27 protein-coding genes and 1 riboswitch are annotated in these 25,342 nt (G+C 72.6%); of the genes, 15 read left to right on the plus strand and 12 right to left on the minus strand.

Features of this window, described 5'->3' with window-relative positions; all coding sequences use genetic code 11:
- Entirely contained in the window at positions 1-948 is a 948-nt protein-coding gene (locus ACZ6D7_RS28520) for an ABC transporter substrate-binding protein (RefSeq protein ID WP_469496615.1), read from the plus strand.
- A gap of 41 nt (positions 949-989) precedes the next feature.
- Here the strand turns inward: ACZ6D7_RS28520 and ACZ6D7_RS28525 are convergent, their stop codons facing one another.
- Both ACZ6D7_RS28525 and ACZ6D7_RS28530 read right to left on the minus strand, forming a co-directional pair.
- Positions 990-1,748, minus strand: a complete 759-nt coding sequence (locus ACZ6D7_RS28525) for an isocitrate lyase/PEP mutase family protein (RefSeq protein WP_469496617.1) — start codon at positions 1,746-1,748, stop codon at positions 990-992.
- Positions 1,745-2,242 (minus strand): carboxymuconolactone decarboxylase family protein, encoded by a 498-nt coding sequence (locus tag ACZ6D7_RS28530; protein WP_469496620.1) that lies wholly within the window; start codon positions 2,240-2,242, stop codon positions 1,745-1,747. The genes ACZ6D7_RS28525 and ACZ6D7_RS28530 overlap by 4 nt, the downstream gene beginning before the upstream one ends.
- Positions 2,243-2,289: 47 nt before the next feature.
- Between ACZ6D7_RS28530 and pdxR the strand changes: the two genes are divergently transcribed.
- Positions 2,290-3,720 carry a MocR-like pyridoxine biosynthesis transcription factor PdxR gene (pdxR, locus tag ACZ6D7_RS28535; protein WP_469496622.1) on the plus strand — a complete coding sequence of 477 codons (1,431 nt, stop codon included), beginning with the start codon at positions 2,290-2,292 and terminating at the stop codon, positions 3,718-3,720.
- Between the two features lie 32 nt (positions 3,721-3,752).
- Here the strand turns inward: pdxR and ACZ6D7_RS28540 are convergent, their stop codons facing one another.
- Positions 3,753-4,622: an aminotransferase class IV gene (locus ACZ6D7_RS28540; RefSeq protein ID WP_469496624.1), complete on the minus strand. Its 870-nt coding sequence runs from the start codon at positions 4,620-4,622 to the stop codon at positions 3,753-3,755.
- A 106-nt stretch (positions 4,623-4,728) separates the two neighbouring features.
- Entirely contained in the window at positions 4,729-5,535 is an 807-nt protein-coding gene (locus ACZ6D7_RS28545; RefSeq protein ID WP_469496626.1) for a DMT family transporter, read from the minus strand.
- A 123-nt stretch (positions 5,536-5,658) separates the two neighbouring features.
- Between ACZ6D7_RS28545 and ACZ6D7_RS28550 the strand changes: the two genes are divergently transcribed.
- Both ACZ6D7_RS28550 and ACZ6D7_RS28555 read left to right on the plus strand, forming a co-directional pair.
- The gene (locus tag ACZ6D7_RS28550) at positions 5,659-6,009 is read left to right on the plus strand and encodes a hypothetical protein (RefSeq protein WP_469496629.1); all 351 of its coding nucleotides are present in this window, start codon (positions 5,659-5,661) and stop codon (positions 6,007-6,009) included.
- A 13-nt stretch (positions 6,010-6,022) separates the two neighbouring features.
- On the plus strand, positions 6,023-7,216 hold the full coding sequence (locus ACZ6D7_RS28555; protein ID WP_469496631.1) for a glutathionylspermidine synthase family protein: 1,194 nt from the start codon (positions 6,023-6,025) through the stop codon (positions 7,214-7,216).
- A 48-nt stretch (positions 7,217-7,264) separates the two neighbouring features.
- On the opposite strand, the gene rocD is transcribed toward ACZ6D7_RS28555, so the two are convergent.
- A complete protein-coding gene (rocD, locus tag ACZ6D7_RS28560) occupies positions 7,265-8,506 on the minus strand; it encodes an ornithine--oxo-acid transaminase (RefSeq protein ID WP_469496634.1) in 1,242 nt (413 codons plus the stop codon).
- A 56-nt stretch (positions 8,507-8,562) separates the two neighbouring features.
- Positions 8,563-8,652: riboswitch (ZMP/ZTP riboswitch) on the plus strand.
- A gap of 44 nt (positions 8,653-8,696) precedes the next feature.
- Here rocD and ACZ6D7_RS28565 point away from each other — a divergent pair.
- The 3 genes from ACZ6D7_RS28565 to ACZ6D7_RS28575 all read left to right on the plus strand — a co-directional run bounded on the left by ACZ6D7_RS28565 (position 8,697) and on the right by ACZ6D7_RS28575 (position 11,994).
- Positions 8,697-10,148 carry a glycine hydroxymethyltransferase gene (locus ACZ6D7_RS28565; RefSeq protein WP_469496637.1) on the plus strand — a complete coding sequence of 484 codons (1,452 nt, stop codon included), beginning with the start codon at positions 8,697-8,699 and terminating at the stop codon, positions 10,146-10,148.
- 79 nt (positions 10,149-10,227) lie between these two features.
- Positions 10,228-11,241 carry a tryptophan--tRNA ligase gene (gene trpS / locus ACZ6D7_RS28570; RefSeq protein ID WP_469496640.1) on the plus strand — a complete coding sequence of 338 codons (1,014 nt, stop codon included), beginning with the start codon at positions 10,228-10,230 and terminating at the stop codon, positions 11,239-11,241.
- A gap of 174 nt (positions 11,242-11,415) precedes the next feature.
- Positions 11,416-11,994 (plus strand): 2'-5' RNA ligase family protein, encoded by a 579-nt coding sequence (locus ACZ6D7_RS28575; protein ID WP_469496642.1) that lies wholly within the window; start codon positions 11,416-11,418, stop codon positions 11,992-11,994.
- Between the two features lie 19 nt (positions 11,995-12,013).
- Here the strand turns inward: ACZ6D7_RS28575 and ACZ6D7_RS28580 are convergent, their stop codons facing one another.
- Complete coding sequence (locus ACZ6D7_RS28580; RefSeq protein WP_469496644.1) at positions 12,014-12,769, minus strand: decaprenylphospho-beta-D-erythro-pentofuranosid-2-ulose 2-reductase; 756 nt, start codon at positions 12,767-12,769, stop codon at positions 12,014-12,016.
- 283 nt (positions 12,770-13,052) lie between these two features.
- Positions 13,053-14,402, minus strand: a complete 1,350-nt coding sequence (locus tag ACZ6D7_RS28585) for an FAD-binding oxidoreductase (protein WP_469496646.1) — start codon at positions 14,400-14,402, stop codon at positions 13,053-13,055.
- Positions 14,403-14,534: 132 nt separating this feature from the next.
- Between ACZ6D7_RS28585 and ACZ6D7_RS28590 the strand changes: the two genes are divergently transcribed.
- The 4 genes from ACZ6D7_RS28590 to ACZ6D7_RS28605 are packed head-to-tail and all read left to right on the plus strand — an operon-like array spanning position 14,535 to position 17,446.
- On the plus strand, positions 14,535-15,107 hold the full coding sequence (locus tag ACZ6D7_RS28590; protein WP_469496649.1) for a phosphatase PAP2 family protein: 573 nt from the start codon (positions 14,535-14,537) through the stop codon (positions 15,105-15,107).
- On the plus strand, positions 15,100-16,113 hold the full coding sequence (locus ACZ6D7_RS28595) for a decaprenyl-phosphate phosphoribosyltransferase (protein ID WP_469496652.1): 1,014 nt from the start codon (positions 15,100-15,102) through the stop codon (positions 16,111-16,113). The genes ACZ6D7_RS28590 and ACZ6D7_RS28595 overlap by 8 nt, the downstream gene beginning before the upstream one ends.
- Entirely contained in the window at positions 16,107-16,544 is a 438-nt protein-coding gene (locus ACZ6D7_RS28600) for a GtrA family protein (protein ID WP_469496655.1), read from the plus strand. Before ACZ6D7_RS28595 ends, ACZ6D7_RS28600 begins: the two co-directional genes overlap by 7 nt.
- Entirely contained in the window at positions 16,532-17,446 is a 915-nt protein-coding gene (locus ACZ6D7_RS28605) for a YihY/virulence factor BrkB family protein (RefSeq protein ID WP_469496660.1), read from the plus strand. Before ACZ6D7_RS28600 ends, ACZ6D7_RS28605 begins: the two co-directional genes overlap by 13 nt.
- Here ACZ6D7_RS28605 and ACZ6D7_RS28610 read toward each other — a convergent pair.
- Positions 17,400-18,746 carry a D-alanyl-D-alanine carboxypeptidase family protein gene (locus ACZ6D7_RS28610; protein WP_469496663.1) on the minus strand — a complete coding sequence of 449 codons (1,347 nt, stop codon included), beginning with the start codon at positions 18,744-18,746 and terminating at the stop codon, positions 17,400-17,402. The genes ACZ6D7_RS28605 and ACZ6D7_RS28610 overlap by 47 nt on opposite strands.
- A gap of 91 nt (positions 18,747-18,837) precedes the next feature.
- On the opposite strand from ACZ6D7_RS28610, the gene ACZ6D7_RS28615 reads away from it, so the two are divergent.
- Together ACZ6D7_RS28615 and ACZ6D7_RS28620 are read left to right on the plus strand one after the other, a co-directional pair.
- Positions 18,838-19,077 carry an SCO4848 family membrane protein gene (locus ACZ6D7_RS28615; protein WP_469496665.1) on the plus strand — a complete coding sequence of 80 codons (240 nt, stop codon included), beginning with the start codon at positions 18,838-18,840 and terminating at the stop codon, positions 19,075-19,077.
- A gap of 3 nt (positions 19,078-19,080) precedes the next feature.
- Positions 19,081-20,364 (plus strand): metallophosphoesterase, encoded by a 1,284-nt coding sequence (locus ACZ6D7_RS28620; protein WP_469496667.1) that lies wholly within the window; start codon positions 19,081-19,083, stop codon positions 20,362-20,364.
- Between the two features lie 20 nt (positions 20,365-20,384).
- Here ACZ6D7_RS28620 and ACZ6D7_RS28625 read toward each other — a convergent pair whose 3' ends face one another.
- Together ACZ6D7_RS28625 and ACZ6D7_RS28630 are read right to left on the minus strand one after the other, a co-directional pair.
- The gene (locus ACZ6D7_RS28625; RefSeq protein ID WP_469496669.1) at positions 20,385-20,864 is read right to left on the minus strand and encodes a hypothetical protein; all 480 of its coding nucleotides are present in this window, start codon (positions 20,862-20,864) and stop codon (positions 20,385-20,387) included.
- A 74-nt stretch (positions 20,865-20,938) separates the two neighbouring features.
- On the minus strand, positions 20,939-21,688 hold the full coding sequence (locus tag ACZ6D7_RS28630) for a hypothetical protein (protein WP_469496671.1): 750 nt from the start codon (positions 21,686-21,688) through the stop codon (positions 20,939-20,941).
- A gap of 279 nt (positions 21,689-21,967) precedes the next feature.
- On the opposite strand from ACZ6D7_RS28630, the gene ACZ6D7_RS28635 reads away from it, so the two are divergent.
- Both ACZ6D7_RS28635 and ACZ6D7_RS28640 read left to right on the plus strand, forming a co-directional pair.
- Positions 21,968-23,506 carry an ABC transporter substrate-binding protein gene (locus tag ACZ6D7_RS28635; protein WP_469496674.1) on the plus strand — a complete coding sequence of 513 codons (1,539 nt, stop codon included), beginning with the start codon at positions 21,968-21,970 and terminating at the stop codon, positions 23,504-23,506.
- An 89-nt stretch (positions 23,507-23,595) separates the two neighbouring features.
- Complete coding sequence (locus tag ACZ6D7_RS28640; protein ID WP_469496676.1) at positions 23,596-24,006, plus strand: ATP-binding protein; 411 nt, start codon at positions 23,596-23,598, stop codon at positions 24,004-24,006.
- Here the strand turns inward: ACZ6D7_RS28640 and ACZ6D7_RS28645 are convergent.
- The gene (locus ACZ6D7_RS28645) at positions 24,003-24,821 is read right to left on the minus strand and encodes a TetR/AcrR family transcriptional regulator (protein WP_469496679.1); all 819 of its coding nucleotides are present in this window, start codon (positions 24,819-24,821) and stop codon (positions 24,003-24,005) included. The two genes, ACZ6D7_RS28640 and ACZ6D7_RS28645, sit on opposite strands and share 4 nt — an antisense overlap.
- Before the next feature lie 10 nt (positions 24,822-24,831).
- A complete protein-coding gene (locus ACZ6D7_RS28650) occupies positions 24,832-25,341 on the minus strand; it encodes a thiol-disulfide oxidoreductase DCC family protein (RefSeq protein ID WP_469496828.1) in 510 nt (169 codons plus the stop codon).
- Between the last annotated feature and the right edge of the window lies 1 nt (position 25,342).

A 25,342-nucleotide genomic window follows, 5' to 3' on the forward strand; every position in this document is an offset into this window, starting at 1 on the left:
ATGCGAGGTCGTACCACCGCCCTGGTGGGCACCCTGCTGCTGCTCACCGGCTGCGGTGCCGCCGACATGACCAGGCAGGCCTCGCCGTTCGCCGACGCGCGGGGCGCGCGGACCGTGACCCTCTCCGTCCAGTCCTGGGTCGGCGCGCAGGCCAATGTGGCCGTCGCCCAGTACCTCCTGGAGCACGAGCTGGACTACCGCGTCGACACCGTCCAGGTCGACGAGGTCCCCGCCTGGGACGCGCTCAGCCAGGGCCGGGTCGACGCGATCCTGGAGGACTGGGGCCACCCCGACCAGGAGAAGCGGTACATCGACGACAAGGGGACGATCGCGCGCGGCGGCGGCCTCGGCGTCACCGGGCACATCGGCTGGTACGTCCCCACGTACTTCGCGAAGCAGCACCCGGACGTCACGAACTGGAAGAACCTCGACAGGTACGCGGACCGGCTGCGCACCCCGGAGAGCGGCGGCAAGGGCCAGCTGCTCGACGGCTCCCCGTCCTACGTCACCAACGACAAGGCGCTGGTGGACAACCTGGACCTGGACTACCAGGTCGTGTTCGCCGGTTCCGAGGCCGCGCAGATCACCCAGATCAAACAGTTCGCCAAGGAGAGGAAGCCCTTCCTGACGTACTGGTACGCCCCGCAGTGGCTCTTCGAGAAGGTCCCGATGACAGAGGTGAAGCTGCCCGCCTACCAGGAGGGCTGCGACGCCGACCCGGCGAAGGTCGCCTGCGCCTATCCGCACACCCCGCTCCAGAAGTACCTCAACGCCGACTTCGCGCGCGGCGGCGGTGCGGCGGCCGCCTTCCTGAAGAAGTTCCGGTGGACGACCGAGGACCAGAACGAGGTCTCCCTGATGATCGCCGACCAGAAGCTGTCGCCGCAGGAGGCGGCGAAGAAGTGGGTGGACGGCCACGAGTCGACCTGGCGGTCGTGGCTGCCCTGACCCTCACCTCAGCCGCGCGCCCTCACGTCAGCCGCGCGCCCTCACCTCAGCCGCGCGGCGATCTCCCGCAGTGCCTGGGTCGCCCGGCGCTGGAGTCCCGGCCCGAAGGTGATCCGGGTGGCCCCTCGCTCGCCGAGTTCGGCGGGGGAGGGGCCCTCGCCCACCGTCGCGAACACATTGAGCGGTCCCTGGATCCCGGACCGCAGCAGCGGGAGAAGCTCCACCGGGGCCTCGATCGGATAGACGCAGTCGGCGCCCGCGGCGACGTACAGCGCGGCCCGCTCGATGGCTCGTCCCGGGTCGGTGATCCCGCGCGCGAAGGTGTCCACGCGCGCGTTGACGAAGAGCCGGTCGCCGGCCGCGGACCGCACCTCGGCGAGCCAGTCGGCGTGCTCCCGCGGGTCCTTCAGGACACCCCCGGCGGAGTCCTCGAGGTTGCAGCCGACGGCCCCCGTCTCCAGCAGCCGCTCCACCAGCTCCTTCGGCGCGAGCCCGTACCCGTCCTCGAGATCCGCCGACACCGGCACGTCCACGGCCCGGACGATCCGTGCGACCGCCGCGAACATCTCCTCGGCCGGGGTCCGCCCGTCCTCGTGACCGAGGGCGGCGGCGACCCCGGCGCTGGGCGTGGCGAGCGCCGGGAACCCCGCCTCCTCCAGGGCCCGCGCGCTCGCCGCGTCCCAGGGACCGGGCAGCACCAGCGGGTCGCCCGGCGCCCGGCGCCGGTGCAGCGCCCGGAAGACGTCGACCTTCCTCGCTGCCGGCCCGGCCTCAGGGTCCAGCCGGGTCGTACGGCTCACGCGTGCCCGCCCGGGTGGTAGTGCCCCGGTGTCATCCGGGCGGTCACCCCGAACCGGTTCCATGCGTTGATCACCGTGATCGCGGCGATCAGATGGGCCAGTTCGGGCTCGTCGAAGTGCTTGGCGGCGGTCTCGTACACCTCGTCCGGCACGAAGCCGTCGGTGAGGACGGTGACCGCCTCGGTCAGCGCGAGGGCCGCCAGCTCCTTCTCCGTGTAGAAGTGCCGCGACTCCTCCCAGGCCGCGAGCTGCACGATCCGCTCCACGCTCTCCCCGGCCGCCAGCGCGTCCTTGGTGTGCATGTCGAGGCAGTACGCGCAGTGGTTGATCTGGGAGGCCCGGATCTTCACCAGCTCGTACAGGGTCGGGTCGACGCCCTGCCGGGCCGCGCCGTCCAGGCGGATCATCGCCTGGAAGACCGCGGGGGCGTGCTGGGCCCAGGGCAGGCGCGGGGGGTTCTCGGGGGCGTACGGGACAGTTGCGTCGGTGGTCATGTCCTCGACCCTAGGGGCCGGGCAGCCCACGGGTATGGTCCATTTCCATGGTGGATTCATGGGCCACTCTCGGCGTCGACCTGCATCTCGAACCCTCCGGCCCGGGGCTGCGCCGGGGCCTGACCGACGCCCTGCGCGAGGCGGTCCGCAGCGGCCGGCTGGCCCCCGGCACCCGGCTGCCGTCCTCGCGCTCCCTCGCCGCCGACCTGGGCATCGCCCGCAACACGGTCGCCGCGGCCTACGCCGACCTGGTCGCCGAGGGCTGGCTCACCGCCCGGCAGGGCTCCGGCACCCGGGTGGCGGACCGCGCCGTCGTCCCGTCCGCCGGAGCGGTCCCGCGCCGCTCCGCGCACCGCCGGCCGCTGTACGACCTGCGGGCCGGCTTCCCCGACCTCGCCTCCTTCCCGCGCGCCGAGTGGCTCAGGGCCGCCCGCCGCGCCCTCACCGCCGCCCCCCACGACGCACTCGGCTACGGCGACCCCCGCGGCCGGGTCGAACTGCGCACCGCGCTCGCCCGCTATCTGGCCCGCGCCCGGGGCGTGCACGCCGACCCCGAACGCCTCCTGGTGTGCGCCGGGTTCACCGAGGGCATGCGGCTGCTCGCCACGGTCCTGGCGGCGCGCGGCGCGCAGACGCTCGCCGTGGAGTCGTACGGCCTGGACGCGCACTGGAGGCTGACGGAGGCGGCCGGTCTGCGCACGGTCCCGCTGCCCTTCGACGAACGGGGCACGGATCCGGCGGGGTTGGCGGACGGCGGCGCGGTCCTGCTGACCCCCGCCCACCAGTTCCCCATGGGCGTCCCGCTGCACCACGACCGGCGGGCGGCCGTCGTGGAGTGGGCGCGCCGCACCGGCGGTCTGGTCCTGGAGGACGACTACGACGGGGAGTTCCGCTACGACCGCCGGCCCGTCGGAGCCCTCCAGGGCCTGGACCCCGACCGTGTGGTGTACCTGGGCACGGCGAGCAAGTCCCTGGCCCCCGGTCTGCGTCTGGCCTGGATGGTCGCGCCGCCGGGCGTGGCCGAGGCGGTCGCGGCCGCCAAGGGCGGCGTGGACACCTGCGGGGTCCTGGACCAGCTGACGCTGGCGGAGTTCATCTCCTCGGGCGGCTACGACCGGCACGTCCGGGCCGCCCGGACCCGCTACCGGCGCCGCCGCGACGCACTGGTCGCGGTGCTGGCCGCCCGCGCCCCGTGGGTCCGCGTCACCGGTATCGCGGCGGGCCTGCACGCTGTTCTGCGCCTCCCGCCCGGCACCGAGGGGCAGGTGGTCCGGGCGGCGGCCCGGCTGGGTCTGGCGCTCGACGGACTGCGCCCCCGCCACTGCCACCCAGACGCCACCGCAGAGCCGCCGGACGCCCTCGTCGTGGGGTACGGCACCCCGCCGGACCACGCCTGGTCCGGCGCGCTGGACGCGTTGTGCACCGCGCTTTCCGTTGCCGACATCCGGCAAGGCGACCCGGGCATTCCTGCGCGCTGAACGTCTGGCGGGAGACCCCCTGACCCCCTTCGTCACCGAACGGGAGCGCGCCACACCGGCGTCGACCGGGGCGGTGACCGTTTCTCCGGAAGCGGCTCCGACAGGCCGTCCAGCCACCCGCGCCATTCCGCCGCCCGCACGGCCGGCTCCGGCGGTCCCGGCCGCCCCGTCCAGCTCGTCACCGGCCGGATCCCGTGCAGCGCGTTGACCAGCCACACCTCACGCCCGGTCAGCTCGTCGAGGGTCCGCTCACGGTGGGCGACCCGGATCCCGCGGCGCACGGCCCGCTCCTGGATCAGCGCGGCGGTCACCCCGCCCAGCACGGGCAGCCGGGGCGAGGGCAGGCACAGGACGTCCTCCTCCCACCACAGCACGCTCGCGGTGGCCGCCTCCAGCACCGCCCCGGACGGCGCGACCAGCACCGCCTCCTGAGCGCCCACGCCGGCCGCCCGCTCGTGCACCCGGGCCAGCGTGCCGAGGTCCGGCCCCTTGCGGCGGGGCACGGTCCGCGGATCGCGCTGCGGGGCCGACCAGACCCGCACCCCGGTCGCCGGCACCGGCGCCCGCCGCAGCCGCAGCCGCAACTCCCGTGACCCGGCGGCCAGTTCCACCCGGGGGAACCACGCGCCCGAGCGCGGCAGGACGGCCGTCACGTCCTGCCAGAACTGGACGAGCCGGCGCGGCCCCGGACCGCCGCAGTCAGCGCAGGCCCGCAGGAACCGCTCCCGGTGCCTGCCGTACCCGCGCACCCGGCCCTCGCGCAGCAGCCACGAGTCCGCGACGAGCAGCGCCCCGTCCGCGGCCGGCGCCGGCTCCGGCGCCGGGACCAGGCCCCGGCCGGGCGACCAGGTCAGCAGGCCCTCGGCCGTCGTCGATGCCGTCGATGTCGTCGATGTCGTCAAGGTTCCTCCCTCAGTACGTCCGGCAGTACTTCCGGCCCGCCACCGCCACCGCCACCGTCGGCGCCCCGCCCCGGGGACCGTACGGCGCGTGGCAGCCCGTTCAGGGTCAGGCCGGCGCCTCTCCGAAGCGGGCCGGCGTCAGCGCCCCCGCGACGGCGAACCCCAGCACCGCGACCGACTCCCACCCCTGACGCGTCCCGTCCCCCAGCCACACCACTCCGACCACGGCCGGCCACACCGTCTCCCCGATCACCATCCCGGCGGTCGCCGCCGTCACGGACCCCCGCCGCAACGCCGACGTCAGCGCCAGGAACGCCGCACCCCCGCCCAGTACCAGCGCGTACACCGCCGGATCGGCCACCAGCTCCGGCACCGCGAGCGAGTCGATCAACCGCACCGCGACCTCCACCACCCCGAACCCGAACCCGGCACCCAGGCCCAGCACCGACGCCCGCCCCCGCTCCGGCAGCCACCGCCCCACCAGCCCCAGCACCAGCACAGCGCCCGCCGTCCCGAGCATCGCCCACGGCAGCCACCCCGGCCCGCTCTCCTCCCCCTCCGGCCCCGAGGCCGGCCCCAGCATCGCCGGCCCCGCGCACACCACCCCCACGGCCACCCACCCCGTCCGGCTCAGCCGCACCTTCAGCAGCCGTGCCGCGACCACCGCCGTCACCGCGAGGCTCGACGCCAGCGCCGCCCCCACGGCGTAGATCGCGAGGGACCGCAGCGCCACGATCTGGCACACGAACCCCAGCCCGTCCAGCCCCAGCCCCGCCAGATACCGCCACTGCCGCAGCGCCCGCAGCAACAGCGCCGCCTCCCCGCCACCCCCACCGGAGGCGGCCCGTGCGGCCATCGCCTGCAACACCGTCGCCGTACCGAAGCACACCGCCGCACCAAGGGCGCACACCATTCCGACAGCACGAACGGACTGTAGGCGAGGAGGCCGGGGCAGGGGGTCCGTGCACGCGCGCTCTCACCGATCTCTAGGCTGACGGCCGGAAACCACCGGCCCGACCACAGGAGAGACACGCAGATGGCGGAAATACGCCGACGGCTGAGGTCCAGCACGGTCGTCCTCGGCGGCATGGGTGTGGTCGCCGCGGCCCTCACCTCCTGCGGCTCCGACCCCGACCGCCGCTGTGTCGACCGCGACAGCTACGACTCCCTCTACGGCTACAAGGTCGTCGCCGACAAGAACTGCAAGTCGAGCGGCTCGACCTCCACCGCCAAGGGCAGGAAGAGCACCGGCAAGGCGACCGACGCCGCCTGGTACTACGACGCCGACGTCAGCGACGGCTACGCCGACTACGGCACCTTCAGCAAGAGCGAGGCCGTCGACCGCGGCGGCTTCGGCTGCTCCGGCTCCGGCAGCGGCGGCGGCTGAGCGGACGTACGCCATGCAGCGCCGCACCATCGAACCCCGCCCCGGCTGGCAGCGGACCGTCGAGGAACAAGGCCTCGTGTATCCCCTCACCCGCCACCCGGACGGCACCCTGCGCCCGTACTGGGACGAGAGCGCCTACTACGTCTTCACCCTCGACGAGGTGGAGGCGCTGGAGGAGACCGTCGAGGAACTCCACCGCATGTGCCTCGCGGCAGCCGAGCACCTGGTGGCGACGGACCGCCTCGCCGACCTCGGCATCACCGACCCGCGCGTCGCCGCCGCCGTCACCGAGGCCTGGCACCGCCGCGCCGAACTCCCCTCCGTCTACGGCCGCTTCGACCTGCGCTACGACGGCACGGGCCCCGCCAAACTGCTGGAGTACAACGCCGACACCCCCACCTCCCTGGTGGAGGCCGCCTCCCCCCAGTGGTTCTGGATGGAGGAGCGCTTCCCGGGCGCCGACCAGTGGAACTCCCTCCACGAACGCCTGATCGAGGCCTGGCGGACACAGGCCCCCCTCCTGCCGCCCGGCAGCCCCCTGTACTTCGCGCACTCCACCGCCGACGAACTCGGCGAGGACCTGATGACGGTCGCCTACCTCAAGGAGACCGCCGAACAGGCCGGTCTCGACACGGCGTTCATCCCCGTCGAGGACATCGGCTTCGACCGGCTCTCCGGCCGCTTCGTCGACCACCGGCTGCGCTTCATCCGCAGCTGCTTCAAGCTCTACCCGTGGGAGTGGCTCACCACGGACCGCTTCGCCGGGCACGTCCTGGACACCCTCGACAACGGCGGCGGCACCGGCAGCACGCTGTGGATCGAGCCCGCCTGGAAGATGCTGCTGAGCAACAAGGCCCTGCTCGCCGTCCTCTGGGAGCTGTACCCCGGCCACCCCAACCTCCTGCCCGCCTACCTCGACGGCCCCCGCGACCTGGCCCGCACCACCGGTTACGTCGCCAAGCCCCTCCTCGGCCGTGAGGGCGCCGGCGTCACCGTCCACGAGAGGTCCGACGAACCCGTCGTCCCCGCACCGCGGGACGAACCCTGCTGCTACCAGGAGCTGGCCCCCCTGCCCGCCTTCGACGGCAACCACGTCGTCCTCGGCGCCTGGGTGGTGCGGGACGAGTCCGCCGGCCTCGGCATCCGCGAGTCCTCCGGCCTGATCACCGACGGCTACGCCCGCTTCGTACCCCACGTGATCCTCTAGACCTCCCGCACCGCCCAGACCTCCCGCACCGCTAGACCTCCCGCACCGCTAGACCTCCAGCACCGCCCGCAGCTGTTCCAGCCCCCAGTCCAAGTCCTCGCGGGAGATCACCAGGGGCGGTGCGAGCCGGATCGTCGGGCCGTGCGTGTCCTTCACCAGCACCCGCCGGTCCATCAGCCGCTCCGACACCTCCCGCCCGCTCCCGTACCCGGGCGCCACGTCCACACCCGCCCACAGCCCCCGCCCCCGTACCGCCGTCACCCGCCCGGTCCCGGCCAGCACCCCCAGCTCCCGGTGCATATGGTCCCCCAGCTCCGCCGCCCGCGCCTGGTACTCGCCCGACCGCAGCATCGCGATCACCTCCAGCGCCACCGCGCACGCCAGCGGGTTCCCGCCGAACGTCGACCCGTGCTCCCCGGGCCGGAACACCCCCAGCACCTCGGCGTTCGCGACCACCGCCGACACCGGCACGATCCCGCCCCCGAGCGCCTTCCCCAGCACATACACATCCGGTACGACCCCCTCGTGCTCGCACGCGAAGGTCCGCCCGGTCCGGCCGAGCCCCGACTGGATCTCGTCCGCGACGAACAGCACCCCCCGCTCCCGGGTCAGCTCCCGCACCGCCGCCAGATACCCGGCCGGCGGCACCACCACCCCCGCCTCGCCCTGGATCGGCTCCAGCAGCACCGCCACCGTGTTCTCGGTGACCGCCGCCCGCAGCGCGGTGAGATCCCCGTACGGCACGATCTCGAAGCCCGGCGTGTACGGCCCGTAGTCCGCCCGGGCCTCCGGATCGGTCGAGAAGCTGATGATCGTCGTCGTACGGCCGTGGAAGTTGTTCCCCGCGACGACGATCTTCGCCATCTCCGCGGGTACGCCCTTGATCCGGTACCCCCACTTCCGGGCCGTCTTCACCGCCGTCTCCACCGCCTCCGCGCCGGTGTTCATCGGCAGCACCATCTCCATGCCGCACAGCGCGGCCAGCTCCGCGCAGAACGCGGCGAACCGGTCGTGGTGGAACGCCCGCGAGGTCAGTGTCACCCGCTCCAGCTGCGCCTTCGCCGCCTCGATCAGCCGCCGGTTGCCGTGCCCGAAGTTCAGCGCCGAGTAGCCGGCCAGCAGATCCAGGTACCGCCGGCCCTCCACGTCCGTCATCCACGCGCCCTCGGCCGTCGCGATCACCACCGGGAGGGGGTGGTAGGTGTGCGCGCTGTGCGCGTCGGCGGCGGCGATCAGCGCTTGTGTCGTACTCACGGGACCTCCCGGGACCTCCGAGGTGCTCCCTTCCATGGTCGCTCGGATGGTGGACGCGGCACCTTCACGCCCCGTCGTGCCCGGTAGGCTGGCCGACGGGCCGTGACTGGCGCGCTGGGATGGGACGGACCATCGGGGAGCGGCCTGTGAGTGACCGAGTGCCGTGCGCCTGGGCCAGACCGAGAACCGTGACCGCTTGACGCCCACGCCACCGGAGGCCGACGACATGTCAGAGCAGCAGCCCCTCTCCACCCAGTCCACCGCCTTCCGCGCAGCGCTCGACGTGATCCGCGCCGTCGAGCCGCGCGTCGCCGACGCCATCGGCCAGGAGATCGCCGACCAGCGCGAGATGCTCAAGCTGATCGCCTCCGAGAACTACGCCTCCCCGGCCACCCTCCTCGCGATGGGCAACTGGTTCAGCGACAAGTACGCCGAGGGCACCGTCGGCCGCCGCTTCTACGCCGGCTGCCGCAACGTCGACACGGTCGAGTCGCTGGCCGCCGAGCACGCCAAGGAGCTGTTCGGCGCCCGCCACGCCTACGTCCAGCCGCACTCCGGCATCGACGCCAACCTCGTCGCCTTCTGGTCCGTCCTCGCCGACCGCGTGGAGGCCCCGGCCCTGGCGAGGGCGGGCGTCCGCCAGGTCAACGACCTCTCCGACGCCGACTGGGCCGAGCTGCGCCAGGCCTTCGGCAACCAGCGGATGCTCGGCATGTCCCTGGACGCCGGCGGCCACCTCACGCACGGCTTCCGCCCGAACATCTCCGGCAAGATGTTCGACCAGCGCTCGTACGGCACCGACCCGGCGACCGGCCTCATCGACTACGACGCCCTGCGCGCCTCCGCCCGCGACTTCAAGCCGCTGATCATCGTCGCGGGCTACTCCGCGTACCCCCGTCTGGTGAACTTCCGGATCATGCGCGAGATCGCCGACGAGGTCGGCGCGACCCTCATGGTCGACATGGCGCACTTCGCGGGCCTGGTCGCCGGCAAGGTCCTGACCGGCGACTTCGACCCGGTCCCGCACGCCCAGATCGTCACGACCACCACCCACAAGTCGCTGCGCGGCCCGCGCGGCGGCATGGTCCTGTGCGACGACTCCCTCAAGGACCAGGTGGACCGCGGCTGCCCGATGGTCCTCGGCGGCCCGCTCCCGCACGTGATGGCCGCCAAGGCCGTCGCCCTGGCCGAGGCCCGGCAGCCCTCCTTCCAGGACTACGCCCGGCGCATCGTCGACAACTCGCGCGCGCTGGCCGAGGGCCTGATGAACCGCGGCGCCACCCTGGTCACCGGCGGCACCGACAACCACCTCAACCTGATCGACGTGGAGACCTCCTACGGCCTCACCGGCCGCCAGGCCGAGGCCGCGCTCCTCGACTCCGGCATCGTCACCAACCGCAACGCCATCCCCGCCGACCCGAACGGCGCCTGGTACACCTCCGGCATCCGCATCGGCACCCCGGCCCTGACCACCCGCGGCCTGGGCACGGCGGAGATGGACGAGGTCGCCGCCCTGATCGACCGGGTCCTCACGACGACGGAGCCGGGCACCACGAAGTCGGGCGCCCCCTCGAAGGCCGCCCACGTCCTGGACGCGAAGATCGCGGACGAGATCTCCCAGCGGGCGACGGACCTGGTCGCGGGCTTCCCGCTGTACCCGGAGATCGACCTGGGCTGACCCCGGCACCCCGGGCGGCCCGCGAGGCCGCCCGGGAGGCCGTTCCGGGTGGTCCCCGTGCTCTGAGACAATGATGAGCATGGCCTCTGATCGACCCCGCGTGCTCTCCGGAATCCAGCCCACCGCAGGCTCGTTCCACCTCGGCAACTACCTCGGCGCCGTGCGCCAGTGGGTGGCCCTCCAGGAGTCCCACGACGCGTTCTACATGGTCGTCGACCTGCACGCGATCACGGTCCCGCAGGACCCGAAGGAGCTGACGGCCAACACCCGGCTGGCCGCGGCCCAGCTCCTCGCGGCCGGTCTCGACCCCGAGCGCTGCACGCTCTTCGTCCAGAGCCACGTCCCCGAGCACGCCCAGCTCGCCTGGATCATGAACTGCCTCACCGGTTTCGGCGAGGCCAGCCGGATGACGCAGTTCAAGGACAAGTCCGCCAAGCAGGGCGCCGACCGCGCCTCCGTCGGCCTGTTCACGTACCCGATCCTCCAGGTCGCGGACATCCTGCTCTACCAGGCCAACGAGGTCCCGGTCGGCGAGGACCAGCGCCAGCACATCGAGCTGACCCGCGACCTCGCCGAGCGCTTCAACGGCCGCTTCGGCGCCACCTTCACGATCCCGAAGCCGTACATCCTCAAGGAGACGGCGAAGATCTACGACCTCCAGGAGCCGTCGATCAAGATGAGCAAGTCGGCGTCCACGCCGAAGGGCCTCATCAACCTGCTCGACGACCCGAAGGCCACCGCGAAGAAGGTCAAGAGCGCGGTCACGGACACCGACACGGTCGTCCGCTACGACACCGAGAACAAGCCCGGCGTCAGCAACCTGCTCACCATCTACTCGACGCTCACCGGCACGAGCATCCCCCAGCTGGAGCAGAACTACGAGGGCAAGCTCTACGGCGCCCTCAAGACGGACCTCGCCGAGGTCGTCGTCGACTTCGTGACGCCGTTCCGGGACCGCACCCAGCAGTACCTGGACGACCCGGAGACGCTCGACTCGATCCTCGCCAAGGGCGCGGAGAAGGCGCGTGCCGTCGCCGCGGAGACGCTGTCCCAGGCGTACGAGCGGGTCGGCTTCCTGCCGGCGAAGCACTGAGCGGCGCTCGGAAGCACCGAGGGCGCACCGCACACACGTTCCTCCGGGCAGAGCGCTGCACATCACTGTCCCTGCGCCTGCCCAGAGCACGGCCGTGGCCGTACAGTCGATAGCCGTACGACTGAGTACGAACCCGGCACGAGCACCACTACCGTCATGACGACAGGAGAAGACGTGGGGACCGTAACGATCGGCGTGTCGATCGCGGTCCCGGAGCCTCACGGCAGCCTGCTCCAGGAGCGGCGCACGGGCTTCGGCGACGCCGCGGCTCATGGCATCCCCACCCATGTCACCCTGCTCCCGCCGACGGAGATCGAGCCGGGCGCGCTGCCGGCCGTCGAGGCCCACCTCACCCAGGTGGCCGCGGCCGGCCGCCCTTTCCCGATGCGGCTGTGCGGCACCGGCACCTTCCGGCCGGTGTCACCGGTGGTCTACGTCAGGGTCGTCGAGGGCGTCGAGGCCTGCGCCTGGCTCCAGCAGCGGGTCCGTGACGCCTCCGGGCCCCTGGTGCGCGAGCTCCAGTTCCCGTACCACCCGCACGTCACCGTCGCGCACGGCATCGACGAGCAGGCGATGGACCGGGCCTTCGCGGAGCTGGCCGGGTACGAGGCGGAGTGGTCCTGCTCCGGTTTCTCCCTGCACGAGCAGGGCCCGGACGGCGTCTGGCGCCGGCTGCGCGAGTTCGCCTTCGGAGGCGCGGTCGTCCCCCCGCAGGTCGCCCACGTCGACCGGGGCTCGCTGCCGACTCGCTAGGACCGATCCGGCCCACGCGCTAGACCGGCAGCCGCCGGAACAGCCCGCGCGGCGCGTGCCGGAGCGCCGACATCACCACCCGCAGCACGCCCGGCACCCACACCGTCTCCGACCGCCGTCGCAGCCCCAGTTCGACCGCGGCCGCGACCGCCTCGGGGGTGGTGGCCAGCGGCGCCTCGTCCAGACCGGCCGTCATCCTCGTCCGGACGAACCCGGGGCGTACGACCATGACGTGCACGCCGGTGCCGTGCAGCGCGTCGCCCAGGCCCTGGGCGAAGGCGTCGAGGCCGGCCTTGCTGGAGCCGTAGATGAAGTTCGAGCGGCGGGCCCGCTCCCCGGCGACGGAGGAGAGCACGACCAGCGAGCCGTGGCCCTGCGTCTGGAGCGCGCGGGCGCTCACCAGGCCCGCCGAGACCGCGCCGGTGTAGTTGGTCTGCGCGACGCGCACCGCGGCCGCCGGCGCGCGCTCGTCGTGTGCCTGGTCGCCGAGGATCCCGAAGGCGAGCAGCACGACGTCGACGTCGCCCTCCGCGAACACCTTGCCGAGGACCGCCTCGTGGGAGTCGGGGTCAAGCGCGTCGAAGGCGACGGTGCGCACGTCGGCGCCCAGCGCGCACAGCTGCGCGGCGGCGGACTCCAGGGCGGGCGAGGGGCGGCCGGCCAGCCACACCGTGCGGGTGCGGCGGGCGATCAGCCGGCGCGCGGTGGCCAGCGCGATCTCGGACGTACCGCCGAGGACGAGGAGGGACTGGGGGGTGCCGAAGGCGTCCTTCACGACAGCTCCTAGGGGGTGTCTTGTGGATCAGGCCGGCTCCCGGTGACGGTGCATCGAAGCCTGGCCGAGCGGGGTCATGGGGGCCCCTCCCGCTCGAGCGCAGCCGAGAGTGGGGGAGCGTGCAGCTGCAAGGCGGAGGAGGGAGTCGACGCGATGGGGTCCCCCCGCGCGAGCGCAGCCGAGCGTGGGGGAGTCGGCGACCGACGACAACGCCGCTGGGGGTCCCCCTCTGGGGGAGTGCGTGCCAGGGCCCGCGACCCCGGCAAGATCCACAAGGCGCTCCCTAAAGGTTGAGGCGCCGGGACAGATCGGAGACGAAGACGCCGCGCGGGTCCAGCTCCGCGCGCAGCGCGCGGAAGTCGGCCAGGCGCGGGTACATCGCGGTGAGCAGGTCCGGCCGCAACCGGGAGTCCTTGGCGAGGTAGACGCGCCCGCCGGCGGCGGCCACCTCCTCGTCCAGCTCGTCGAGGAAGGCGCCGAGGCCGGGCAGCCCGGCCGGGATGTCCAGGGCGAGGGTCCAGCCGGGGCGGGGGAAGGAGAGCCAGCCGGGGTCGGCCTCCCCGAACCGTTTGAGGACGGCGAGGAAGGACGGGCAGCGGCGGGCGGAGATCCGGCCCACGATCCTGCGCAGGGCGTCCTCCTGGCCGTGTCCGACGACGAACTGGTACTGCACGAAGCCGGCCCGGCCGTAGACGCGGTTCCAGTGGGGGACGCCGTCGAGCGGGTGGAAGAAGGCGGAGAGCCGCTGGAGTTCACCGGTCCGCGCGCGGGGCGCCTTGCGGTACCAGAGTTCGTTGAACAGGCCCACGGTCCGGCGGGTGAGCAGTCTCTCGGGGAGGACGGCGGGGGCGGGCGGGAGCTGGGAGGGGCGGAAGTCCAGCGGGTCCCTGCGGGCCCGCGTGGGCAGCGCGTCCAGGGGCGCGTGGTCGCCTCGGGTGAGCACCGCGCGTCCGGTGGCCGCCCCGCGCGCCAGGAGGTCGATCCAGGCGACCGAGTAGCGGTAGAGGTGGTCGCCGGCGGTCAGACGGGCCATCAGGTCGTCGAGGTCGACGGCGCGTTCGGTGTCGACGGACATCAGTGAGGTCTCGACCGGCTGGAGCCGCACGGTGGCCGTGAGGATCACCCCGGTCAGGCCCATGCCGCCGGCGGTCGCCTCGAACAGCGGGGTGCCCTGGCCCACCGCGCGGATGCTGCCGTCGGCGGTGAGCAGTTCGAGGGAGAGCACATGGCGGGCGAAGGACCCGCAGACATGGTGGTTCTTGCCGTGGATGTCGGCGCCGATCGCCCCGCCGACCGTGACGTACCGGGTGCCGGGGGTCACCGGTACGAACCAGCCGAGCGGCAGCAGCACCCGCATCAGCCGGTGCAGGGAGACGCCCGCGCCGCACAGGACGGTCCCGCCGTCGGCGTCGATCGCGTGGATCCGGTCCAGGCCGGTCATGTCGATCACGGCCCCGCCGGCGTTCTGCGCCGCGTCCCCGTACGCCCGCCCCAGGCCCCTGGGGATACCTCCGCGGACCCCGCAGTCCCGGACGGCGGCCACGGCCTCCTCGTACGTCCTGGGACGGATCAGACGGGCGGTGGAGGGAGCGGTGCGGCCCCATCCCGTGACGGAAACGGTCTCGGCAGGCATGACGGTGACCGTATCGCCCGGTTATCTGCGATTGGTTTTGAAACCTCACCTACTCCCCGAAATGGGTGATTAATGGGATGTCGCTCAATATTGCCGGTGTTCTGATGGTGCCGCCGTGAACAGTGAGTCCGCATGGACCACAAGGACCACAAGGACGAGATGGACGACACGGAGACGGGCGGCACGGGCGGCATCGACCACCGAATCCTTTCGGCGCTGCGCGCCCGTGGCGCGGACCCGCGCGTGGCGGCCGCCGCACGCGCCCTGTCCCGGGCGGGCGAGCACGGCGCGCTCTGGCTCGCGGCGGGGCTCGCGGGAGCCGCCGTGGACGGCGGGCGGCGCCGCGCCTGGCTGCGCGCCACCGCGCTCACCGCGGGCGCGCACGTCGCCAGCATGGGCGTGAAACGGATCGTGCGCCGCCCGCGCCCCGCCCACGTCGAGCCCCTGGTGCGCACCGCCGGGCGGCACTCCTTCCCCAGCTCGCACGCCACCTCCGCCGCGGCCGCCGCCGTCGCCTTCGGCGCGCTGGGCCTGCGCGCCGCCCGCCCGCTGGCCGCCGCGATGTGCCTGTCCCGACTGGTCGTCGGCGTCCACTACCCCTCCGACGTGGCGGCGGGCGCGGCGCTGGGGGCGCTCACGGCGCGTATCGGAGCGCGCTGGCTGAAGGAGGGCGTACAGGGCGGGCAAGGGGGCGCTCATGACTGAGGCCGGACCCCTCACCGACCCCGCCCGCCCCGCGGACGCGGCGCTGCGGGAGCAGCGCACCCGCGGCCGGCTGCCCGCCCCCACCCGAGGCGAGGGCGCGGACGGCGGCCCGCCCCTGCGCACCGGCACCCTCCTCGGTGGACTCCTGCGCACCGCCCGCCCCAAACAGTGGGTCAAGAACAGCCTGGTCGTCGCCGCCCCCGCCGCGGCCGGCCGGCTCTTCTCCTGGCCCGCCCTCACCGAACTCGCCCTGGTTTTCGTCCTGTTCACCGCCTGCGCCGCCGCCGTCTACCTGATCAACGACGCCCGCGACGCCGACGCCGACCGCGCCCACCCCACCAAACGGCACCGCCCGGTCGCCGCGGGACAGGTCCCCGTGCCGGTCGCCCACGCCGTCGGCGGCGCTCTCGCCGTCCTCGCGCCGGCCGCCGCGGCCTGGCTGACCACCCCGGCCGTCGCCGCGCTCCTCACCGCCTACCTCGGCATGCAACTGGCGTACTGCGTCAGCCTGAAGCACGTCCTGGTCGTCGACCTCGTCGTCGTCACCACCGGCTTCCTGATGCGGGCCATGGTCGGCGGCCTCGCGCTCGGCATCCCGCTGTCCCGCTGGTTCCTCATCACCACCGGCTTCGGGGCGCTGTTCATGGTCTCGGCCAAGCGCTACTCCGAGGCCGTCCAGATGGCCGGCACGGCCGGCGCCACCCGCGCGCTGCTCACCGAGTACACCACCGGCTACCTGCGCTTCGTCTGGCAGCTCGCGGCCGGGGTCGCCGTGCTCGGCTACTGCCTGTGGGCGCTGGAGGAGGGCGGCGTCCCGCACACCAGCGTGCTGCCCTGGCGTCAGTTGTCCATGGTCGCCTTCATCCTGGCCGTCCTGCGCTACGCCGTCTTCGCCGACCGGGGCACCGCCGGCGAACCCGAGGAGGTCGTCCTCGGCGACCGCGCCCTCGCCCTCATCGGCCTGGTCTGGCTGTCCATGTACGCGCTGGCGGTGGCCAATTGGTAGTAGGCCGGCGGGAACTCCTGGGCTTCGCCGCCGTCGGCCTCCTCGCCTACGCCACCGACCTCGCCCTGTTCACCTGGCTGCGCGGCCCGGTCGGCCTCGACCCGCTCACCGCGAAGACCCTCTCCTTCCTGGCCGGCTGCTCGGTCGCCTACCTCGGCAACGCGCTCGGCACCTACCGGCACACGCGCGTGCCGGGCCTGCGCCCGTACGCCGTGTTCTTCGCGGTGAACATCGCCGGCGCGCTCGTCCAGCTCCTCTGCCTCGCCGTCAGCCACTACGGCCTCGGGCTCACCTCGCAGCGCGCGGACACCGTCTCCGGGGCGGGGATCGGCATGGCGCTGGCGACCGTCCTGCGGTTCTGGGGTACCCGTACGCTCGTCTTCCGCGTCAGCGGCCGTGAGCAGGGCAGAGTGGGATCATGGACTGGCTGAAAAAGCTTCCCGGGATCGGGCCGTTCGTCACACGCCTGATGGCGACGCACGCGTGGCGGTCGTACGAGCGACTGGACCGGGTCAAGTGGACGCGGCTGGCCGCCGCGATGACGTTCATCAGCTTCATCGCGCTGTTCCCGCTGCTGACCCTGGCCGCCGCGATCGCCGCCGCCACCCTCAGCACGTCCCAGCAGGAGGACCTCCAGGACAAGATCGCCGACCAGGTCCCCGGCATCTCCGACCAGCTCGACATCGACAACCTGGTCCAGAACGCGGGCACCATCGGCCTGATCGCCGGCGTGCTGCTGCTGCTCACCGGCATGGGCTGGGTCAATCAGATGCGCGACTGTCTGCGCGCGGTGTGGGAGCTGCCCGACCAGGAGGAGAACCCGGTCCTGAGCAAGGCCAAGGACGCGGGCATCCTGGTCGGTCTCGGCGGCGCCGTACTGGTCACCCTCGCCATCTCCACCGTCGCCTCCGCCCTGGTCGGCCGGATCATCGACGCACTCGGCATCGACAAGGACGGCTGGGGCGGCATCCTGCTGCGGGCCATCGCCTTCGCCATCGCCGTCCTCGCCGACTTCCTGGTGCTGCTCTACGTCCTCACCCTGCTGCCCGGCGTCGAACCGCCGCGCCGCCGCCTGGTCGTCGCCGCGCTGATCGGCGCGGTCGGCTTCGAACTGCTGAAGCTGCTGCTCAGCGGCTACATCCAGGGCGTCGCCGCCAAGAGCATGTACGGCGCGTTCGGCGTGCCCATCGCCCTGCTGCTGTGGATCAACCTCACCGCGAAGCTGGTCCTGTACAGCGCCGCCTGGACGGCGACGGGCAGCGCCGGCGGCCCCGGGCCGGACGGGGTCAGCGACGACGGCGTACCAGATCCGGCAGCGGCCAGCGCCGGTTGACCAGGAACGCGCCGCCCGCGAGCAGCACCAGCACCCCGCCGGTGATCGCCAGCGCGGTCCACATGCCCCGGGAGCCGTCCTCGGCGACGGCGCCCGCCACGGGCTTGTCCCCCGCCTTCCCGGCGCCGCCCGCCTCGCCGGACTCCCCGGCCGTGGCGGAGGACGACGGGTTCGCGCCGGGCTGGGCGGCCTGCTCGGTGCCCTTCGGCGCCACCAGCTCGCCCACCGGCGTCACCTTGCCGGCCGCCGCGAAGCCCCAGTCGAAGAGCTTGGCGGTCTCCTTGTAGACCTCGTTGTGGTCGGACTTCTCCGGGTTCATCACCGTGACCAGCAGCACCCGTCCGTCGCGCTCGGCGACCCCGGTGAAGGTGGCGCCCGCGTTGGTGGTGTTGCCGTTCTTCACGCCCGCGATGCCCGGGTACTGCGAGATGTCGTAGTCGCCGCTGAGCAGCCGGTTGGTGTTCTGGATCTCGAAGGTCCCGCGGACCGTCTTGCCCTTCTTGTTCTTCTTCGTCTCGCCGGGGAACTTCGCCGAGACGGTCGAGCAGTACTCCCGGAAGTCCTTCTTCTGGAGCCCGGAGCGGGCGATCAGCGTCAGGTCGTACGCCGAGGAGACCTGGCCGGAGGCGTCGTAACCGTCGGGGGAGACCACATGGGTGTCGAGGGCCTGGAGCTCCTCGGCGTGGTCGTTCATCTCCTTGACGGTGTTCGAGATGCCGCCGTTCATCGCCGACAGCACGTGCACGGCGTCGTTGCCGGAGCGCAGGAAGACACCGAGCCACAGGTCGTGGACGGTGTACGTCTCGTTCTCCTTTATGCCGACCATGCTGGAGCCGGAGCCGATGCCCTCCAGGTCGGCGGGCACCACCTTGTGCTCGGTGGTCTTCGGGAACTTCGGCAGCACGGTGTCGGCGAACAGCATCTTCATCGTGCTCGCCGGGGGCAGCCGCCAGTGCGCGTTGTGCGAGGCCAGCACCTCCCCGGACTCGGCGTCCGCGACGATCCACGACCGCGCGGTGACGTCCTTCGGTACCACCGGCGCGTCGCCCGCCAGCGCCACCTGGGTCCCCGGCTGCCCGAGCCGGACCCCGCCGACCGTCGACATCTTCGCCGGGGGAGCGGCCGTCGGACTGCCCGTCGGACTGCCCGTCGGACTGCCCGTCGGACTGCCGGACGGACTGCTCGACGGGGACGGGCTCGGCGCGGCGAGCGAGACGGGCGCGGTGAGCGCGAGGGACGCGAGGGTCGCGGAGGTGACCAGCAGGGATCGCCTGACGGTCTGCTTCATGGGTGCGGGCACGACGGAGAACGTACCTGGCACACGACGGGAAGTCCCGCCGCCCTCCCCACCCCCGTCATGGAACCGGACACCGGCCGGTGATACTGAACTCATGAAGCTCAGCCGCCCCGTCTCCTGGTTCCTGCTCGCCTTCGGGGTGTGGAGCTGGGTCATCTGGGTCACTTTCGTCAAAAACCTGATCAAGGACAGCAGCGGGCTCGCGTTCGACGACGGCGATCCCACGGCGTACTTCTGGGTCCACCTGACGCTCGCCGTCGTCTCCTTCGTATTGGGGACGGTCGTCGGGGTCATCGGGTTGCGCGGGCTGCGCGCACTGCGAGGAGCGGCATAGGTGATGGCGCTCCTCTTCGTGCTCCTCGCGCTCTGCGTCCTGGTCGGGGGCAACTGGTACCTGTGGCGCCGGCTGGTCCGTGACACCACCCGCGGTCCGGGCTGGGCCCGGCGCGGCGGTGGAGTGCTGATCGCCGGCGGCTGGGTGATGGCGATCGGCGCCCTGGTCGCCGAACGCACGGGCGCCCCCTTCTGGCTCCAGCGCACCCTGGCCTGGCCGGGCTTCCTGTGGCTGGCCCTGTCGATCTACCTGCTGCTCGGCGTGGTCGCGGGAGAGGTCGTACGACCCCTGCTGCGGCGCTTCCTGGAGCGGCGGGCGGCCCACGCCGAGGCTGCCGCGCCGGAACGGGAGGCGGTGCCGGTCCCGGTGGGCTCCGACACGGCGGGTTCCGACACGGCTCGCTCCGGCACCTCCGAGCCGGACCGGGTGCCCTCCGAGGAGCCCGAGCCCGCGCGGCCGGCGCCCTCCCGGCGGCTCTTCGTCTCCCGGGTCGTCGGCGGCGCGGCGGCCGCGGCCGCCGTCGGCACGGTCGGCTACGGCACCTACGGCGTCCTGCGCGGCCCGACGGTCAAGCGGGTCACCGTCCCGCTGGCCAAGCTCCCGCGCGCCGCCCACGGCTACCGGATCGCGGTCGTCAGCGACATCCACCTGGGGCCGGTGCTCGGCCGGGGCTTCGCGCAGAAGGTCGTCGACACGATCAACGGGACGCAGCCCGACCTGATCGCGGTCGTCGGCGACCTCGTCGACGGCAGTGTGAAGGACCTCGGCCCGGCGGCCGCGCCCCTCGCGCAGCTCAAGGCCCGGCACGGCAGCTTCTTCGTCACCGGCAACCACGAGTACTTCTCCGGCGCCGAGCAGTGGGTCGAGGAGGTACGGCGGCTGGGCCTGCGCCCCCTGGAGAACGCCCGCACCGAACTGCCCTGGTTCGACCTCGCCGGCGTCAACGACATCGCGGGCGAGAGCGAGGGCCTGGGCCCGGACTTCACCCGCGCGCTCGGCGACCGGGACACCACACGCGCGTGCGTGCTCCTCGCCCACCAGCCCGTCCAGATCCACGACGCGGTACGCCACGGCGTCGACCTCCAGCTCTCCGGCCACACCCACGGCGGCCAGCTGTGGCCCGGCAACCTGATCGCGGAGGCCGCGAACCCGACCCTGGCCGGGCTGGAACGCTACGGCGACACCCAGCTGTACGTCTCCCGGGGCGCCGGCGCCTGGGGGCCGCCCACGCGCGTGGGCGCGCCCTCGGACATCACGGTGATCGAGCTGGCCTCGCGGCAGGCGTGAGCCCGCCCGGGCCGGCCCGCTCACTTCTCCGACTGCAGACGGAACCCGGCACAGACGTCGGGATCGTCGTCCTCGTGGAGGAAGGTGCGCTCGGCGTCCCGGGCGACGGAGAGCGTGTCGACGGTGTAGTCGCTCAGGAAGAGCTCCGGTTCGGTGAACCGGAGCTCCACCCGGGGGCCGTCGTCGGTACCGGCGCCGGGGTCGAACCGCCACTGTCCGGACCCGTCGAAGGTGTCGCCCAGCTCGCTCCGGTACCAGTCGCCCGTGGGCCAGCCGCGCACGGTGACCTTGCCGGTCCCGGTGCCGTCGGAGGAGCCGAGGGTGAGCGTCGCGCCCTCGTAGGTGCCGTCCAGGTCCGCGGAGCTGACGCCGGCCGTGTCCCGCGGCATGCAGGACCCGCCGGCGTCGGAGGAGCAGGCGCTCAGCGGCAGCAGCAGCGGAAGCACCGTCAGGGCGGCCACCGCACGGGGCCGCCTGCCTGTCGGGGCGATCGGGATCACGGAACTACTTCTCCTTTGCCGGGATGCGCTCGGTCCACACGATCTCCTGGTCCACGGAGGAGAAGAGGCCCTCTTCACGGTTGGTCTTCTCGAGCCGGTCGTAGTGACCGATGAAGTGCGGGAACGATTCGTTGCTGGTGGTGATGTGGAGACCCAGTCCCAGCCGAGCGAGTAGGGTCGCCCGAACTGAGCCCCGGGTAGGGGTTCTTGCCCTGCATGGCGAGATCCAGCGCGTTGTACTCGTCGTTCCCGATCCGCTGGGTCGAGTTGATGTCGGTGAACCGCGGATCGTCGTTGAACCACTGGCCGAGCCCGAGGTTCGAGGTCAGGCTGAAGGCGAGGTTGCGGTCCGCAGCCACCCCGCGTTGCAGGATCTCGCTGATCTCGCGCTGGGCGTCCTCGATGGCCTTCTTGTCGATGTCGCCCGAGTCGACCTTGCAGACGCCGTCGGTGACGCTGGTGGACACCGTGCCGCTCGCGCTGACATGCAGCCCTTCTGCGTGGCCCGCCGGGCGGCGTCCTTCACATCCCGCTGGGCGGCTCGCAGTTCGCCCACGCCGTCCACGCTGCGGGCCGCGTTCGCCACGGCGGTGGCGTCGTCGAGCTGCCGCTCGATGTCGTCGATCATCTTCCAGGTAGGGCGCCGCCGTCCCCTCCCCATAGCCCTTGTTCTGCAGGGGCACCAGGACGTCGTCGTGCATCCGCTTGCCCAGTCCGCCGACGGCCTTCTTGGCGGGCTCCTCCAGCGAGGCGGCCGGCTTGCAGAAGTCGTCGTAGACCGTGTCCACCTGCCCGGCCGCCGACGCGACCGGTGCCGTGCGCATTGTTTCTTCTGTTTCTTCCGCTGTTTCTTCCGTTGTCCTCGACGCAGGTCAACCGCAGGGGCCGGTGATGATCGCGGCGGAGAAACTGTGGGAGAGCTGTGAAACTCCGCCGAAACAAGGCGTCGGTAAGTTCTTTCTCGTCCCGCCAGAATTCTCTTCCCCCCGTTGAAACGCGTGTGGTTAGGTGAGCCGCGCCACCAAGGGGGGTGGCTTTCTGTTGAATTCCGGGCCTTTTTGTGTGCCCGGGGAGGGCGGGGCATCACCATGCGATCGGTTCGCATGCGGATTCTCGTGACGCTGCTGGTTCTCGTGGTCATCGGCGTGGGCGGCTGGCAACTGCTGCCGTCGCAGCAGGACAGCGGCGCCACCATCACCGTGGGCACCACCGACACCGTCACCTCACTCGACCCGGCCGGCGCCTACGACGCGGGCTCCTGGGCGCTGTTCAGCAACGTCTTCCAGTCCCTGCTGACGTACGAGCCGGGCGGGGTCTCGCCCGTGCCGGACGCGGCCAGGAGCTGCGCCTTCGAGGGCGGCGGGCTGGACACGTACCGCTGTCGGCTGCGCGACGACCTCACCTTCCCGAGCGGCACCCAGGTGACCGCCGAGGACGTGAAGTACTCCTTCGACCGGGTCAAGAAGATCGACTCCGATGTCGGTCCGGCCTCCCTGTTCTCCACCCTGGAGTCGGTGGACGCCAAAGGACTGACCGTCACCTTCCATCTCTCGTCGCCGGACGCCACGTTCCCGTTCAAGGTGGCCACCGGGGCCGGTTCGATCGTCGACCGCACCCGCTACCCGGCCGACGCCCTGCGCAGCGGTGACGGGGTCTACGGCACCGGCCCGTACGAGCTGACCGCGTATACGAAGGGCGAGCGGGCCGACCTGGCGCCCAACTCCCGCTACCGGGGCGCGGTGGGCACCGGCGCGCCCGTCGAACTGCGCTACTTCGCCGACCCCGAGGCCCTGAACAAGGCGTGGCAGGCCAAGAAGATCGACGTGGCCACGCGGCAGCTGCCGCCCTCGACCCTCGCGGCCCTCAACGCCAGCGACCCCGGCCAGCGCGTCACCGAGGCCGACAGCTCCGACACCCGCAACCTGTACCTCAACACCCGCTCCGGCTCCCCACTGTCCGCCACGGCCGTCCGCCGGGCGATGGCCTGGCTGATCGACCGCGAGCAGCTCGCCGCGACCGTGTACGACGGCACGGTGGAGCCGCTGTACTCGCTCATCCCGACCGGTCTCACCGGCCACACCACCTCGTTCTTCGACACCTACCCGGAGCAGAGTCCCGGGAAGGCGCGCGAGCTGCTGGAGCAGGCCGGCGTCAGCGTCCCGGTGACCTTCACCTACGGCTACGGCCTGGGCAGCGGCGCCGCCGAGGAGGAGGCCGCGGAGCTGAAGCGGCAGCTGGAGGCCGGCGGTCTGTTCAAGGTGGACGTCAAGGGGTACGAGTGGACGGACTTCCAGAAGCGCTGGGCCGGCGGCAAGCTCGACGCGTACGCCGTCGGGTGGGTCGCCGACTACCCCGACCCGGACACCTTCGCGGGCCCGCTCGTCGGCACCGGCTCCACCATGAACACCGGCTACAGCAGCAAGACCGTCGACCGGTACATCAAGGACAGCCGGCAGTACGCCGACCGCGGCCGGGTCTCCGACGACTTCCGCGCCCTCCAGCAGGTCGTCGCCGACGACGTGCCGGTCATCCCGCTCTGGCAGCGCAAGGAGTACGTGGTCTCCACCGCGGACGTCGGCGGCGGCCAGTACCTGGCGGACGGCAACGGGGTGTTCCGGCTGTGGAAGCTGGACTGGATCTGAGCGGCCGCCGGGCTTGAGCCCTCGTGGCAGCGGGCAGTCACCCGACGCACCACCACGTGACGGTGGTGTGCGCGGGATGAGGAGCAGACGTGCTGAGACGCAACTCCTTCCGGCTGCCCCGGCATCCGGCCGCCGTCGGTCTCGCCCGGCGCCGGGTACGGGACCATCTGGCCGACTGGGGGCACGGCCCGGACGACGGGGCGCTGGCCGACGCGCTCCTCGTCGTGTCCGAGCTGGCCACCAACGTCGTACGCCACGGGCCGCTGCTGGAGCGTGAGTTCGAGGTGGCCGTGACCGCCCTCGCCGACGGTTCCTGCCTGATCGAGGTCTCGGACGAGGGCCGGCACGAACCCCGGCTGCGGGTCGTCGGCGAGTGGGAGGAACACGGCCGCGGCCTGCACATGGTGGAGCACATCGCCGCCGCGTGGGGCGTGTGGAGCAGGGGCCGCCACGGCAAGACGGTCTGGGCCCTGATCACGGCACCGTCCGCCGCGCCCTAGGAAGCCCCGCTCGTGCCGCCCTTCTCGCCCTTCCCGCCCTTCTCGCCCTTCCCGTTCTTCCGGCTCGGGTCCGGCAGGGCGTTGGTCATGCCCGGCAGGAAGTCCGTGAACAGTTCGTGGATCTCCAGGACGAGGGGCCGCAGCACCCGGAAGCGGGCCAGTGACACGCCCCGCGCGGTGAGCCGGGCGCCCCGGTCGGCGAGCCGGTAGCTGCGCTCACGGCCCTCGGTACGGTCGTAGATCCAGTACATGACGAGGCCCATCTGGGAGAGCCACATCAACTCGGGCAGCACCTCCCGCAGTTCCTCCGGCACCTTCGCCTTCGACCCCGCGAGGACCTCCTTGTGGACGGCGATCGCCTCCACGCGCGCGTGCTCCGACTCCGCGGAGAAGGGGCTGAGCGGGCTGTCCGGGTCCGCGGCGTTCTTGAAGAACTGCACCGCGAACTCGTGGTACGGCATCGCCACGTCCAGCCAGGTCCGCAGGACGCCCGCCATCCTGGCCTCCAGGCTGGTCTCCCGCGCCAGGATGTCCCGGACCGCCTCGCGGTGTTCGGCGGCGAGGCGGTCGTAGAAGCCCTGGATCAGCCACTCCTTGCCGGCGAAGTAGTAGTAGGCGTTTCCTACGGAGACCCCGGCCTCCTGGGCGATGGCCCGCATCGTCGTCTTGTCGTAACCGCGCTCCTGGAACAGCCGCATCGCCGTCTCCAGGATCAGCGCGCGGGTCTGTTCCGACTTGGACGCGGGCGACGCCTCGTGGGGCTCGGTAGGGGGCGGGGGAGCGGCCTCGGCGGGGCCGTCGTTGTTGGCGGACACGGACGAGAGCCTAACCAGTTGAGCAGGCCCCGTCGGCACAGGTGGGCGGGGTGTGCGTCCAGCCCTGGCGCGGGTCGTAGCTCCAGCCGTCCGCGCTCCGGTACGAGGCTCCACCCCACCGTGCGTCCCTGGCCCGTGCCCCGCGCCACTTGGCGGCCGCGAGGACCGCGCCCTTGGCCAGCTTCGCCCCGGCGGGGGTGCTCAGCCGGTGGGCGAGCGGGCGGTGCTCGCGCAGCGCCCACAGGGTGACGATCCAGGCGGCGGCGCCCCGGTAGACCTGGCCGGAGTCGCCGACGACGGTGATCTCCTCCAGGGTGGCGCGGTGGTCGAGGCCGGGGAAGCGGTCCCGGGCCCGGGCGGACCCGGCCGGGATCGGCTCCAGCGGCACCAGCTGCGGCTGACGGTTCAGCCAGTCGCGTACGAAGGCGCACAGTTCGCAGTCGGCGTCGTAGAGGACGGTGAGCCGGCGGACCGGGACGCGCGCGGCGTCCCGGCCCGTGGTGGCCTGCGGGGCGGTCACG

This window comes from Streptomyces sp. NPDC041784, assembly GCF_055591025.1.